This is a genomic window from Nonomuraea antri, assembly GCF_013283785.1.
GTDB classification, from domain to species: domain Bacteria; phylum Actinomycetota; class Actinomycetes; order Streptosporangiales; family Streptosporangiaceae; genus Nonomuraea; species Nonomuraea antri.
Map to the genome: position 1 here is coordinate 1 of NZ_JABCPZ010000011.1, position 13,377 is coordinate 13,377.

General features: G+C 69.8%; 12 protein-coding genes. 6 read left to right on the forward strand and 6 right to left on the reverse strand.

All coding sequences use genetic code 11. The annotated features are described in order from the left end of the window. A partial coding sequence (locus tag HII36_RS05790; protein ID WP_328807598.1) for a DEAD/DEAH box helicase occupies nucleotides 1-932 on the reverse strand: 932 nt, incomplete at its 3' end. Between the two features lie 409 nt (nucleotides 933-1,341). On the opposite strand from HII36_RS05790, the gene HII36_RS05795 reads away from it, so the two are divergent. The 4 genes from HII36_RS05795 to HII36_RS05810 all read left to right on the forward strand — a co-directional run bounded on the left by HII36_RS05795 (nucleotide 1,342) and on the right by HII36_RS05810 (nucleotide 7,046). Then, a complete protein-coding gene (locus tag HII36_RS05795) occupies nucleotides 1,342-1,692 on the forward strand; it encodes an STAS domain-containing protein (RefSeq protein ID WP_101786510.1) in 351 nt (116 codons plus the stop codon). Nucleotide 1,693: 1 nt separating this feature from the next. Beyond that, the gene (locus HII36_RS05800) at nucleotides 1,694-2,113 is read left to right on the forward strand and encodes an ATP-binding protein (protein ID WP_173522008.1); all 420 of its coding nucleotides are present in this window, start codon (nucleotides 1,694-1,696) and stop codon (nucleotides 2,111-2,113) included. A 1,766-nt stretch (nucleotides 2,114-3,879) separates the two neighbouring features. Then, entirely contained in the window at nucleotides 3,880-6,264 is a 2,385-nt protein-coding gene (locus tag HII36_RS05805; protein WP_173522009.1) for a sodium-translocating pyrophosphatase, read from the forward strand. Nucleotides 6,265-6,569: 305 nt separating this feature from the next. After that, on the forward strand, nucleotides 6,570-7,046 hold the full coding sequence (locus HII36_RS05810; protein ID WP_217369203.1) for a SixA phosphatase family protein: 477 nt from the start codon (nucleotides 6,570-6,572) through the stop codon (nucleotides 7,044-7,046). Between the two features lie 19 nt (nucleotides 7,047-7,065). Here the strand turns inward: HII36_RS05810 and serB are convergent, their stop codons facing one another. From serB to HII36_RS05835, 5 genes are all read right to left on the reverse strand, one after another. Continuing rightward, a complete protein-coding gene (gene serB, locus HII36_RS05815) occupies nucleotides 7,066-8,283 on the reverse strand; it encodes a phosphoserine phosphatase SerB (RefSeq protein WP_173522010.1) in 1,218 nt (405 codons plus the stop codon). A gap of 263 nt (nucleotides 8,284-8,546) precedes the next feature. Next, nucleotides 8,547-9,125 carry a DUF11 domain-containing protein gene (locus HII36_RS05820; RefSeq protein ID WP_173522011.1) on the reverse strand — a complete coding sequence of 193 codons (579 nt, stop codon included), beginning with the start codon at nucleotides 9,123-9,125 and terminating at the stop codon, nucleotides 8,547-8,549. Between the two features lie 27 nt (nucleotides 9,126-9,152). After that, complete coding sequence (locus HII36_RS05825; protein ID WP_173522012.1) at nucleotides 9,153-9,689, reverse strand: DUF11 domain-containing protein; 537 nt, start codon at nucleotides 9,687-9,689, stop codon at nucleotides 9,153-9,155. Between the two features lie 100 nt (nucleotides 9,690-9,789). Further along, nucleotides 9,790-10,857, reverse strand: a complete 1,068-nt coding sequence (locus HII36_RS05830) for an S-adenosylmethionine:tRNA ribosyltransferase-isomerase (protein WP_173522013.1) — start codon at nucleotides 10,855-10,857, stop codon at nucleotides 9,790-9,792. Then, the gene (locus tag HII36_RS05835) at nucleotides 10,854-11,510 is read right to left on the reverse strand and encodes an SDR family NAD(P)-dependent oxidoreductase (RefSeq protein WP_173522014.1); all 657 of its coding nucleotides are present in this window, start codon (nucleotides 11,508-11,510) and stop codon (nucleotides 10,854-10,856) included. Before HII36_RS05835 ends, HII36_RS05830 begins: the two co-directional genes overlap by 4 nt. A gap of 113 nt (nucleotides 11,511-11,623) precedes the next feature. On the opposite strand from HII36_RS05835, the gene HII36_RS05840 reads away from it, so the two are divergent. Beyond that, nucleotides 11,624-12,742 (forward strand): GAF domain-containing sensor histidine kinase, encoded by a 1,119-nt coding sequence (locus HII36_RS05840; RefSeq protein WP_173522015.1) that lies wholly within the window; start codon nucleotides 11,624-11,626, stop codon nucleotides 12,740-12,742. After that, nucleotides 12,739-13,374 carry a response regulator gene (locus HII36_RS05845; RefSeq protein WP_173522016.1) on the forward strand — a complete coding sequence of 212 codons (636 nt, stop codon included), beginning with the start codon at nucleotides 12,739-12,741 and terminating at the stop codon, nucleotides 13,372-13,374. The genes HII36_RS05840 and HII36_RS05845 overlap by 4 nt, the downstream gene beginning before the upstream one ends. Nucleotides 13,375-13,377 lie beyond the last annotated feature (3 nt).

A 13,377-nucleotide genomic window follows, 5' to 3' on the forward strand; every position in this document is an offset into this window, starting at 1 on the left:
CCCGTGGAGGGGGACGGGGCGGGGTCGGGTGAGGTTGTGGGTTCTTCTGGCGCGCTGGCCCCGTCTGGCGTGCTGGTTCCGTCTGGGGAGGTCTGGTTCTTTGCGGGGGACGAGGGTTCGTCGGAGGAAGGCAGGTCGGGCGAAAGGGGCGAGTCGGGGAGCGGGGGCTGGAAAGGGATGTTCGACAGGGGAGTGGAGAAGGCGAGGTCGGCCAGTTTGGCGCGGGCCGTGAGCGCGACCGTCTCCGCGCCGCGCCGGCTGCGTACGAAGGCCAGCGTGCGGACGTCGGCGAGCACCAGATCCGCCAGCAGGTCGGCGGCTTCCGCGGTCGCGGTGCGGCGGACGGGAGCCCCGCCCTCGCCCCGGAGATCCGTCAGGGGCGGCTCCCAGAGCGCGATGGTGGTCGAACCCTTGGGCGAGGCATCTGTGGTCACCTCGTGCATCTCAAGCCCCGTCAGACGCATGGCGAACGCGCCGGGCTCGCTCGCGGTGGCGGAGGCGAGCAGGAAAGTGGGGTTCGAGCCGTGTCTGGCGCAGACGCGGCGCAGTCGGCGCAGGATCTGGGCGACGTGCGAGCCGAAGACGCCCCGGTAGCCGTGACACTCGTCCACGACGACCAGGCGCAGCCGGCGGAAGAACGACGACCACTGCGCGTGCCTGGGCAGGAGGCTGCGGTGCAGCATGTCGGGATTGGTCAGGACGTAGTTCGCGTGCTGCCTGACCCACGTGCGTTCCTCGAACGGCGTGTCGCCGTCGAAGCACGCCGCGCGCAGCTGGGTGATGCGCAGCTCGCGCAGGCCGCGCAGCTGGTCGGCGGCCAGTGCCTTGGTGGGCGTCAGGTACAGGACGGTGCCGCCGCCGAGGCAGTGCGTGACGGCGGGAGTGAGGTACGCCAGCGACTTCCCCGAGGCGGTGCCAGTGGAAATGATCACGTTTCGGCCACGGAAAGCCAGGTCGGCGGCTTCGTACTGGTGAGGCCAGAGTCCTGTCACCCCACGGTTCGCCAAGCGCGTAACGAGGAGTTCGGGTGCCCAATCCGGCCAGCTGACTTGACCCGCCTGACGTGCTGGAACATGCTCCACATGAGTGACGCGCTCATGACGTGCGGGAACACCAAGCAGGTGGCTGAGGAGTGAGCCTGCCTGGCGTGGGGAGGAAGCGGAGGAAGTCACTGTTTCCAGTCTTGCATCCATGGGCAAAGTCGTCGGGAATCGTGATTTCGTATAGACGTAAGCCAGGCGCGTGGTTGAATGCCGCGCGTCAGGGTCAGACGGTCTGGGGCCAAGCTCCAGACTGCCAGGCCCGAAAGAGTACTTTCGCAGGCGAGGCGCTGGAGGATCTGTGGATCTGAAGTTGGATCACCGCACCGAGGACGGGCTCACCATCGTGGAGGTAGAGGGTGAGATCGACGTCTACACGGCGCCGAGATTGCGTGAGCTCCTCATCGACCTGGTGAACAAGGGCAACTTCCATCTGCTGGTGAACATGGAGAAGGTCGACTTCCTCGACTCCACCGGCCTGGGTGTCCTGGTCGGTGGGCTCAAGCGGGTTCGCGCGCACGACGGCTCCCTCGAGCTCGTGTGCACCCAGGAGCGCATCCTCAAGATCTTCCGGATCACCGGTCTGACCAAGGTCTTCGGGATCTACGCTTCGGTCGACGAAGCCAAGGAAGCTCACGGCAAAGACAAGTAGCATGGCTACCGTCGAGCTGACGTTCAGCGCTCTCCCCGCGCATGTGCGGACCGCCCGGCTGGTGGCCACGGCGATCGCTCGCCGCACCGGCGTGGAGGAGTCGCTGCTGGACGAGGTCCGGCTCGCCGTGGGTGAGGCCTGCTCCCGGGCAGTGGAGGCGCACCGCGCCCATTGTCCGGGCGAGCCCATCCGCATCGAGCTTCGTGACGATTCGGGGCGGTTCGAGGTCACGGTCAGCGATCAGGCCCCCAGTGATGAGATCAAGCAGGAGCAGCCCCTCGATCTGGGGATGCTCTCTGACTCGTTCATGTCAGGCTTCGGCATCGCCGTCATCTCCGGGCTGGCCGATGATGTCGAGGTCTTCCCCAGCCCCAAGGGCACCAACATCCGGATGAGCTGGCCCGCCAACGGGCTCCCCTAGCTCATCGTTCACCGGCGGCCGGGCTGGCCTTCCCTAGGGCCGGCCCGGGACCGTTCCAGCATGTTGGTTGGCGGGACGGCGTGTCGGGCTGCCGCGTGCCTGGGGTCTTGGGGGTTCCCGACCCTTCCCTTCGGCGTGTTCGCTGCTTGGTGGGGTCTCTTGCTTGGTGCCGTCGTTCAGGGGCGGTCCTGCGAGGGTCCTGCTCCTGCTCTTGGGCGTTAGTGATGCTCGGGGGCGGTGCTGCGGCGAGGCGAGGGTGCGGTCGGTGCGCGGCGTGGAGCGACGCTGCGCTGGGGCCTGTGGCGGTACTGCGCGGCGGCACTGATCGGGAGTCGGAGCGGGCGTGGGAGTGGGTGATGCCGCTCGGCTCGCAGAGGGTGATCTGATCTGTGGCCGTGCGGGTGGTGCCGTTCTGGGGTTGGTGCGGGCGTGGGTGATGGTCGCTTGCCTCGGAGGTGGCGAGCTGGGCTGTCGTCGTGCGAGCCGCGCCGGTTCTGTGGCTGGCTTGGTCGCGAGTACTGCGGCGGGTCTGCGGGCGCGCGGTCGTGAACGGCATGTGGTCGGAGGGCGAACGAGTCCGGGCATTGAGGGACGGACGGTAGCTTCGCGCAGGCGGACGGATGAGGCTTGCCACGAGGGGCTGACAGGCGTTGCAGTGCAGGGCGGCGGACCAGGTGTTCCCCGAGTACGGCGGCGAGATGGGCGAGGGTTTCGTCACGACGGCCTGCCAGAAACGCGCGACCAGGCGATCCGCATGGAGTGGACGCGTGATTCGCCGCGAGCGGGCTGCCCATCTGTTGGGAGCGGACGGTGGTTCTCCGGGAACGGGCCGGCCTTCCGCCTGGTGTGGACGGGGGTGTTTTCGCCGGGAACGGGCCGGCCCCGGCCGGGAACGGACGGGCGGTTCTCTGAGAACGGTTTGGCCATCGGTCGAGGACGGACGGGTGATCCGGCGAGATGGGTAAGCGCGGCGCCAAGTTGGGCAGCGTGGGTGTCTGAGGCGGTAGGGCTTGGGTGGCCTGAGGTGGTGGAGCGTAGATGGCCTTGAAACGGTGGGTGGTTTGAGGCGGTAGGGGCGGCGTGCGTGGTTTGAGGGTGTGGGTGCCGCGGGCTGGTCTCGGGTCTGGAGGGTGCTTAGCGCGGTTGGCGTCTGTCGCGCGTTCCGGGGCTCCGCGACGGTAGCCCATCGCGACCGAGGAGGTCCCAGCCGTGCCGGTGGTTGCTCGTGGCAGGAGGGGCCGCGGCTGCGCGGCGGATGCGCGTGACGGGGGAGTAGGTTGCGGCTGCGCAGGCCTGGGATGCGGGTGGCGGGAGTGAAGGCCGCCGCTGTGCAGGCCGGGAGGCGCGCGGTGGTTGCGGGTGGTGCGAAGGGTTCGAAGGGCTCACGGGTGCGCGGCGACGAACGCCGGCTTCGGCTCCGGTCGTCCAGTTGAAAATCCTATGTTTCGGTCAGCCCATTTTCCTAGCCAGTCATGACCGTAAACGCAGGGAAATTCTGCTTGTCAGAACACAAATGGGGCCGCTGTCAGCGGTTTACTAGACGCGCGCACAATTGCCCGCTCGAGAGCCTTCATATCCGACCACTGCCTGCGTAGACTCCCGGCACCGGCCAAGGTGATCCGGCGGAATGCGGATTCAACCGGAAGCGGCACCCACAACCCGGATGGTGCCGCACCGCCCGCCGTTAGAAGTTCCAGGCGCTAGAAGTTCCAGGCACCGCCCGGGCAGGACGACCGGTCTTGCCGAGGAGAACGATGATCAGGCACATGCTGGCACTGGAGCCAGCGTCCAATCTGGCCCTGAGCGGAAACAATCTCACCATCGTGATCGTGGTCGCCGCGGTCGCACTCATCGCGCTAGCCGTCGCCGGCGGGCTTGTGCGCGAAGTGCTGTCCGCCGGCCAAGGCACGGAGCGAATGCAGAACATCGCGCGTGCCGTACAAGAGGGCGCAGCCGCCTATCTGACGCGCCAGTTCCGCACGGTGGCGATCTTCGTCGTCGCGATTCCGCTCCTGCTGCTCCTGCTACCGGGCGAAACCGACGTACGCGTCGGACGCTCGATCTTCTTCGTGGTCGGAGCGGTGTTCTCCGCGCTGACCGGATTCGTGGGCATGTGGCTGGCGGTGCGCGGGAACGTGCGCGTCGCCGCGGCGGCCAGCGAATCGGGCGAGAAGCGCGCCATGCGCATCGCCTTCCGCACCGGTGGCGTGGCCGGCATGTTCACCGTCGGCCTCGGCCTGCTGGGCGCGGCCGTGGTCGTCCTGACCTACCAGGGCGACGCGCCCTACGTACTCGAAGGATTCGGGTTCGGCGCGGCGCTGCTCGCCATGTTCATGCGCGTCGGCGGCGGCATCTTCACCAAGGCCGCGGACGTCGGCGCCGACCTGGTCGGCAAGGTCGAGCAGGGCATCCCCGAGGACGACCCGCGCAACCCGGCCACCATCGCCGACAACGTGGGCGACAACGTCGGCGACTGCGCCGGCATGGCGGCCGACCTGTTCGAGTCGTACGCGGTCATGCTGGTCGCCAGCCTCATCCTGGGCCGGGCGGCCTTCGGCGAGGAAGGTCTGATCTTCCCGCTGATCGTCCCGATGATCGGTGTGATCACCGCGATCATCGGCATCTTCGTCACCGGCATGCGCGACCGCGACCGCAACGGCATGGCCGCGATCAACCGCAGCTTCTTCATCTCCGCCGGGATCTCCGCGGTGCTGGTCGCCGCCGCCGCGTTCTGGTACCTGCCGAGCAGCTTCAGCGGGCTCACCGGCACGACCGTGCAGTCCGACTCCGACCCGCGGCTCATCGCCATCGGCGCGGTGCTCATCGGCCTGGTGCTGGCCAGCGCGATCCAGCTGCTGACCGGCTACTTCACCGAGACGAACCGCCGTCCGGTGCGCGAGATCGGCGAGAGTTCCGCCACCGGCCCGGCGACCGTCATCCTGGCGGGCATCAGCGTCGGCCTGGAGTCGGCCGTCTACTCCGCGCTGATCATCGGCGGCGCGGTTTACGGCGCGTTCCTGCTCGGGTTCGGCAACGTCACGATCGCCCTGTTCGCGGTGGCGCTGGCCGGCACCGGCCTGCTCACCACGGTCGGCGTCATCGTCTCGATGGACACCTTCGGCCCCGTCTCCGACAACGCACAGGGCATCGCCGAGATGTCCGGCGATGTCGAGGGCGAGGGCGCGCGCGTCCTCACCAGTCTCGACGCGGTCGGCAACACCACCAAGGCGATCACCAAGGGCATCGCGATCGCCACGGCCGTGCTCGCCGCGACCGCGCTGTTCGGCGCGTTCCGCAACTCGGTGGAGGAGCAGCTCAACCTCGCGAGCCAGGCCGTCAAGGACACTCTGGGCACGTTCGCATCCTTCAGTCTCGGCATCGACCAGCCGAACGTGCTGGTCGGCCTCATGGTCGGCGCGGCGGTCGTGTTCCTGTTCTCCGGCCTGGCGATCAGCGCGGTCGGCCGCGCCGCCATGCGGGTGGTCTTCGAGGTACGCGACCAGTTCCGCAACAGGCCCGGCATCATGGACGGCACCGAGAAGCCCGAGTACGGCCGCGTCGTGGACATCTGCACCCGCGACTCGCTCCGCGAACTCGCCACGCCGGGCCTGCTGGCGGTCATGACCCCGATCGCGGTCGGCTTCGCGCTCGGTTACGCGCCGCTGGGCGCGTTCCTGGCGGGTGCGATCGCGGCCGGCACGCTGATGGCGGTGTTCCTGGCCAACTCCGGCGGCGCCTGGGACAACGCCAAGAAGCTGGTCGAGGACGGTCACCACGGCGGCAAGGGCTCCGAGGCGCACGCCGCCACCGTCATCGGCGACACGGTCGGCGACCCGTTCAAGGACACCGCGGGCCCGGCCATCAACCCGCTGATCAAGGTGATGAACCTGGTCGCGCTGCTGGTGGCGCCGGCCGTGGTGCTGTACGCGGACAACGCGGCGCTGCGGGTCGGCATCACGCTGGTCGCGGTGGCCGTGGTGGTCGGCGCCATCGTCGTCTCCAAGCGTCGTTCGGTGACCAGCGAGCCCACCGGCACCCCGGCCGAGATCGACGGCGGCTCGGGCGGCGACAGGGGCAGCGACACCAGCGCGGACAGCGACGACGACAACGACAACGACAGCGACCGAGACAAGGAGCCCGTCGGCTCCTGACGTCCCGGTCGCGCACGTCAGGCGTGACCGAGAGCCTCGACCGTGAAGTGAAGGGGCTCGACGGTAAGAGGGCTCGTTCGTGAAGGAGCACGGCCCGCGTGGGGCGCGGGCCGTGCTCCTTTCGCGTCTTCGGTCGTCCTGCGCTCCCCGGCTCCCGGTCGGGCGGTCGACGCCGCTGGATGGGAAACTGGGCGGATGGAAGACAAGCGGCCCACTGGCGGCAAGACGCTGGGCTTGATTCTGCTGGCGATGCTCGCCATCCTGGCTATGATCGTCGGCTTGGCCATCTGGGCCACGAACTCGGGATGACACCAGTGCGGACGTTGATCGTGCTCAGACACGCCAAAGCCGACCAGGTGCCCGGGCTGGCCGACCCGGAGCGGCCGCTGACCGGGCGCGGCGAGAACGACGCCAAGCGGGTCGGCGAGGAAATCAGGGCCGCCGGGCTCAGTCCGGAGCTGGTGCTGTGCTCGCCTGCCGTACGCACCAGGCGGACGGCCGAGCTGGCCTTCCCCGACGTCGAGGTCAGCTATGAGCGTGACATCTACGAGGCGTATCCCGACGAACTGCTCGAAGTCGTCCGCCGGGTCGATCCCGAGCTGAACACCGTGGTCCTGTGCGGGCACAACCCGGGTGCGCACGAGCTGGCGCTCGGCCTGGCCGGGGGCGACTACGTGTTCCGCCCGGGCGCGTTCGCGGTGATCCAGGTGGAGTCGGCCTGGGCGGACCTGTGGCCGGGCGAAGGACGCCTGGTGACCCACTGGGATCCCAAGGAGCACTGACCCGGCGCGCGGGCCGTGGTCAGATGGTGAGCACGCCGTCCTCGGCGTCCGCCGCCTCCACCTCGTCGCGTGAGATCCCCAGCAGGTACAGGATCGAGTCCAGGTAGGGCGTGTTCACCGCGGTGTCGGCCGCCTGGCGCACGACCGGCTTGGCGTTGAAGGCGATGCCCAGCCCGGCCGCCGCGATCATGTCGAGGTCGTTGGCGCCGTCGCCGATGGCCACGGTCTGGCTGATCGGCAGGCCGGCCTCGCGGGCGAAGCGCTCCAGCGCCCTGGCCTTGCCCGGCCGGTCGACGATCTCGCCGACGACCTTGCCGGTCAGCTTGCCGTCGATGACCTCCAGGACGTTCGCCGCCGAGTAGTCGATGCCCAGTTCGTCCACCAGACCGTCGGTGATCTGGGTGAAGCCGCCGCTGACGATGGCGAAGCGGTAGTCGAGGCGCTTGAGCGTGCGGACCAGCGTGCGCGCGCCCGGCGTGAGCACGACCTCCTGACGCACCTGCTCGAACACCTCGGCGGGCAGCCCTTCGAGCAGCGCCACCCGGCGGCGCAGGGACTCGGCGAAGTCCAGCTCGCCGCGCATGGCCTGCTCGGTCACCCTGGCCACTTCGTCGAGGCAGCCCGCGTGCGCGGCCAGCAGTTCGATGACCTCGCCCTGGATCAGGGTCGAGTCGACGTCCATGACGATGAGGCGCTTGGCCCGGCGGGACAGGCCGGTGCGCTGCACGGCGACGTCCACTTCCTGGGCGGCGGCCTCGGCGGCCAGTTCGACGCGCAGCGCGTCGGGGTCGGCGCCGGAGACCGACATCTCGATGCAGGTGACGGGCCACTGGGCGAGGCGCTCGATGCGGTCGATGTTGGCGCCGGCGGCGGCGATGCGGCCGGCGATCCCCGCGATGGCGGCCGGCTGCAGGGTGGCGCCGAGCACGCTGACCGACAGACGGCCGCGGCGGCGCTGTTCCTTGGTCTGGGATCCGGTGGAGAGCTCGACCTCCATGCCGAGGTCTTCGGCGACCCGCTCGACGGCGGTCCACATGGCGCCGAGCGTGGTGCCCGTGCCCGTGGACGGTCCGCCGGCGTAGGTCACGAGCACGCCGAGGGTGAGTCGGCCGCGGATGACGACCTGTTCGATGTCCGAGACGGTCACCGGGAATCCCGACAACACGGAGAAAAGGCGCGAGGTGACGCCGGGCCGGTCGGGGCCGGTCAGGGTGATCAGGAGGGTGCGCTGGTCCACATCGAGCCACGGTACTGCGCCGGGTCCGATGCCCGCGCAGCAGGCTCAGCATTCGGACGTGAACGCCTGCTCCGCAACCGCCCTCCGGCCGGCCACTCGCAGTGCACACATACGGCCGTACCGGCCGCCTCGGAGTGCGTCTGGGCGCACTCCGAAAGGCGGCTCGGCCGTCTGTGAGGGCTGTCGGTCCCGGCTGTCGGCCGGATGGTGTCCGTAAGCCCGACCGGGCCGGCAACCCTCACCCGGAGTCCGAAAGCCCGGAGTCAGCGGACGATCTTGGTCTTGACCTTCTTGGCGAAGAACCACGTCTGGAAGCCGCCGAGGCGGTCGATCTCTTCCTTGTCCAGGTTCTCCATGCCGGTAGGCACGTCATAGACGTCGGCACCGAGCGTCGCGGTGACCGTGCCCTTGGTGCCCGGCTTCAGGGTGACCGTGATGTCCAGCCAGTCGGTGTCACCCTTCTCCAGAACCCACGGCCCCCAGCACCAGAAGCCCTCGCGGTCGAAGAAGCACTCGGTGTCCTCTTCGGCCCGCCACGTGACGGTGGACTTGATGCCCTTCGGCAGTCGTCCGCCCAGCCAGTAGCGGTCGGCCTGGTGCGGGCCGAGGTTCTCGACGTCGATCTTGTAAGTGATCTTGCGGCCGGCCTTGACGGCCTTGGGCGCCTTCACGCTCACGGCGAATTCGGAGTAGGGGTCCTCCGCCTGAACCGCGGCGGCGGTGACGGCGGAGGCAGCGATCGGGGTCGTGGTCGTGGCGGCGGCGGCCGGGATCACCGGGACGATCAGCGCGGCGGCGGCGAGCAGAGCGCCGACGGCGGTCTTGGAGAGAGGGGTGCGCATCGAAGTTCTCCTGCGACGGTCGTCCGGCTAGCGGACGATCTTGGTCTTGATCTTCTTGCTGAAGAACCACTTCTTGAAGCCGAGGCGGTCGATCTCTTCCCTGTCCAGGTTCTCCATGCCGGTCGGCACGTCCCAGACGATGGCGCCGAGCTCGGCCGTCGCGGTGCCCCTGGTGCTCTTGTTGAGCGCCAGGTGGATCGTCAGCCAGTCGCTGTCGCCCTTCTCCAGAACCCAGGGGCCCCAGCACCAGAACTGGCGGGAGGAGTACTCACACTGGGTGCCCTTGGGCGCGTTGTAGTAGACCTTGCTCTTGATGCCCTTGGGCAGGATGCCGCCGACCCAGTAGTAGTCGGCGGTGTGCGGGCCGGTGTTCGTGATCTTCAGGTTGTACCGGATCTTGTCACCGGCCATCACCTTCTTGGGGCCCTTGACGCTGACCGCCATCACGGAGAAGGGGTCGTCGAGCTTGGCGGCCGGGGCCGCGGCGGCGGCGGGGGCGGCCGGGATGGCCAGCGCGCCGGCGAACAGCGCGAGGGCCGCGGCCTTCGCGAAGGAGTTGCGCATTCAAACGTCTCCGGGGAGGAAGTGGACGGGGACGTAAGCGAACCAGCCCCCGCAAATGTCGGCTTTTCCTATCACGAAGGCAAAATGATTGCAAAGAACTTTAATCCAGGACCAAATGCGTGTCGCCGAACTCGTGCCACAGATATCCCGCCCGCAACGCCTCCTCGTAGGCCAGGGCCAGGGCGTGCTCGCCCGCGATCGCGGTCAGCATCAGCAGGTGGCTGGACCTGGGCTCGTGCAGTCCGGTGATCAACCCGGTCACCGCGCGGACGCCGGACTCGGGCGTCACGATGTGCCTGGTCCAGCCGGTGGCGGCGGCCACGCGCCCGTCCCGGCCGACCGCCGATTCCAGCGCACGGACGACCGTCGTGCCCGCCGCGATCACCCGGTTGCCGCTCCGCCTGGCCAGGTTCACCAGCCGGGCGGTCGAGTGCGGGACGTCGTAGCGTTCGGCGTACGGGGGCTCGTCCTTTTCCGGTGAGGCCACGCCGGTGTGCAACGTGATCGGCGCGATCGTCACGCCGCGGGCGACCAGTGCCGTCACAAGATCGGCGCTGAACGGCCGGCCCGCGCTGGGCATCTCCGCACTGCCCGGCACGGTGCCGAAAATCGTCTGATACGCCGAGATCGGCCAATCTTGATCGACATAGGAGTAGCGAATCGGCACGCCGTACTCGTTCAGGTACGCCTCCACGTCCCGGTCGAGCGCCGCCCGCCACAACCGGGGCGTCTCGCGGTCGATGAGCCGCAGCGTCGCCCGTCCCGGCAGCGGCAGCCACTCGCCGGGCTCGCCACCCCGGTAGGGCTCCGACGACTTCGCGGTACGGCGGCGCAGCTCCACCAGCCACGTGCCGTCCTCGCGGGCGGTCGAGAAGTGCACCGCGAGCCGATCCAGCCGGACGGCGGCGGGCAGCGTCGCCGAGTTGTTGACCACGACCAGGTCCCCGGGGTTCAGCAGCCCGGGCAGGTCGGCGAAGCGGTGATGCTCGGGCGGCAGGTCGCCGCTGGAGACGAGCATCCTGACGCCGTCCCTGGCCAGGCCCCTGGCCTCGGGCGGCTCGTGCGCCGACAGCGCGGCCGGCAACACGAACTCGAGTCCACCCGCCAGCCTCTCGGACAGTCCCCCCGACAGGCCGCCCGACAGGCCGCCCGACACCGCCGCGGTCATTGGAGGCTCACTCTGCCGCTGGCCGGCCTGGCCTGGACCAGGTCGTGCAGGGCCGCGGCCACCTTGGCCGGGTCGGTCGCGCCGGCCGCCTCCGCCGCCCCGACCGCGTCGGCCAGCATGCGGGTGTTCATCTCGCCCGGATCGGCCCACCAGACGCGCAGCCCGGGCTCCTCCACGGACAACACGTTCGACAACTGCTCCAGCGCCGCCTTGGTCGCGCCGTAGCCGCCCCAGCCCTCGTACGCGCCGGTGGCGGCGTCCGACGTGATGTTGATCACGGCCCCGGAACGGGCGCGCAGGGCGGGCAGCGTGGCCTGGATGAGCGCCAGCGGCGCGGTCACGTTCGTCTCCAGCAGGACCCTGAACGCCTCCAGCGGGTAGCCGGCCAGCGGCGGCAGCGGCGTCACGCCGAGCCCGCTCGCGTTGTTGACCAGCAGGTCCAGCTCGGGCGCCGCCTGGGCGAGCCGTGCCACGTGCGCCGGATCGGCCACGTCACCAGGGACGGCGACGGCGTCCAGCTCGGCGGCCACGCGCTCCAGGTCGGCCGCGCCGCGGGCGGTCAGGACGAGATTCCAGCCCGCACCTGCCAGCGACCTGGCCAGAGCCAGGCCGAGACCGCGGGAAGCGCCGGTGATGAGTGCGGTGTTCGTCATGTCTCGACGGTAGGAACGCCACGCGCGCCGCACATCGGACCGAAGGTCCGGCCGGCCTGGGCACATCGACCTAGGACCCCGGCCAACGAATCGCCGGCCCATAGAGTGGACCCGTGACTGCCCCCGACCGAGACGAGATCCTGCAGGCGGTGAGCTCCGCCGTGCTCGCGGTCACCCGCCACCTGTCGGTGCGCGAGGTGCTCCAGGTCATCGTCCGCTCGGCGCAGCGCCTGCTCGACGCCAGATACGCCGCGCTCGGCGTGCCCGACGACGACGGCTCGTTCGCCGAGTTCGTCGCGGAAGGGCTGACCGACAAGCAGTGGGACGCCATCGGCCCGCTGCCGAGACAGCATGGCATGCTCGGCGCGATGCTCCGCGACGGGGCCCCGGCCAGGCTGCCCGACCTGCGCGAAGACCCCAGGTTCGAGTGGTGGCCCAAGGCGCACCCGGTGATGAAGGACTTCCTCGGCGTCCCCATCCGCGACGGCGACCAGGTGCTCGGCATCATCTTCCTGGCCAACAAGCGCACCCCGGGCGGGTTCACCCAGGAGGACCAGGACCTGCTCACGCTGTTCGCCGCGCACGCCGCCATCGCGCTGGCCAACGCCAGGCTCTACGAGCGCGGCCGCGAGCTGGCCATGCTGGAGGAACGCAACAGGATGGCCCGCGAGCTGCACGACGCGGTCACCCAGAAGCTGTTCTCGCTCCGGCTCACCGCGCAGGCCGCCGCGACCATGCTGGAGAGCGCGCCGGAGCGGGCCGCCGTCGAGCTCGAACGCGTCCAGCGCCTGGCCGGCGAGGCCCTGGCCGAGCTGCGCGCGGTGATCGTGGAGCTGCGCCCGGCCGAGCTCGACCGCCACGGGCTGGCCGAGACGCTGCGCAAGCACGTGCGCCTGCTCGACCGGCTGCATCAGGCGCGGGTCACGTTCGAGGGCGAGGAGCTGCCGCCGGTCGAGTCCGCGGTGGAGGTGGCCGTGCTGAGAGTGGCCCAGGAGGCGCTGCACAACGCGCTGAGGCACTCGGGCGCCGCGAACGTGTCGGTGCGCCTGGCCTACGCGGGCGGCAAGCTGGTGCTGACCGTCCACGACGACGGCGGCGGCTTCGAGCAGACGGAGTCACGCGGGCTCGGCCTGGTGTCGATGAGTGACAGGGCCGAATCGGTGGGCGGCGTCATGACCGTCGCCTCGGCCCCCGGCGAAGGGACCACGGTGAGCGTGGAGGTGGGCGTGTGATCCGGGTGCTGATCGCCGACGATCATCCGATCGTCCGGCAGGGCCTGCGGACGTTCCTCGACCTGCAGGACGACATCACGGTCGTCGGCGAGGCCGCCGACGGCGCGCAGGCGGTGGAGCTGGTCGGCGAGCTGGCCCCCGACGTGCTGCTGCTGGATCTGAAGATGCCGGTGCTCGACGGGCTGGGCGCGCTCGGCCGCCTGACCGGGACGCCCACCCGCGTGGTCGTGCTGACCTCGGTGAGCGACCCGTCGGACGTGGGCCCGGCGATGCGGGCCGGCGCCGCCGGATTCCTGTACAAGGACGTCGATCCGCCGGCGTTGGTGCAGGCTGTCCGTGCCGTGCACGGGGGGCAGGTGCTACTGGCGCCCGAAGCCGCGGAGGCCATGATGACCTCTGGGCCGGCCTCGGGAAACGGCTCGTCGCCCGCACCGGCGCCGGTCCCGCTGACCGAGCGCGAACGCGAAGTGCTCGCGCTGATCGCGGCCGGCCGGTCCAACAGGGAGATCGCCAGGAGCCTGGCCGTCGCGGAGAAGACGGTCAAGACCCACGTGTCGAACGTGCTGATGAAACTCGGCGTGCAGGACCGGACCCAGGCCGCGCTCTACGCTGTGAAACACGGCCTGGGCTGAAGG

Coding starts and splice junctions, on each gene's coding strand:
- HII36_RS05810 (WP_217369203.1), top strand. CDS start 6,570: ATGACACCAGTGCGGACGTTGATCGTGCTCAGACACGCCAAAGCCGAC.
- HII36_RS05800 (WP_173522008.1), top strand. CDS start 1,694: ATGGCTACCGTCGAGCTGACGTTCAGCGCTCTCCCCGCGCATGTGCGG.
- HII36_RS05820 (WP_173522011.1), bottom strand. CDS start 9,125: ATGCGCACCCCTCTCTCCAAGACCGCCGTCGGCGCTCTGCTCGCCGCC.
- HII36_RS05825 (WP_173522012.1), bottom strand. CDS start 9,689: ATGCGCAACTCCTTCGCGAAGGCCGCGGCCCTCGCGCTGTTCGCCGGC.
- HII36_RS05830 (WP_173522013.1), bottom strand. CDS start 10,857: ATGACCGCGGCGGTGTCGGGCGGCCTGTCGGGCGGCCTGTCGGGGGGA.
- HII36_RS05835 (WP_173522014.1), bottom strand. CDS start 11,510: ATGACGAACACCGCACTCATCACCGGCGCTTCCCGCGGTCTCGGCCTG.
- HII36_RS05805 (WP_173522009.1), top strand. CDS start 3,880: ATGCTGGCACTGGAGCCAGCGTCCAATCTGGCCCTGAGCGGAAACAAT.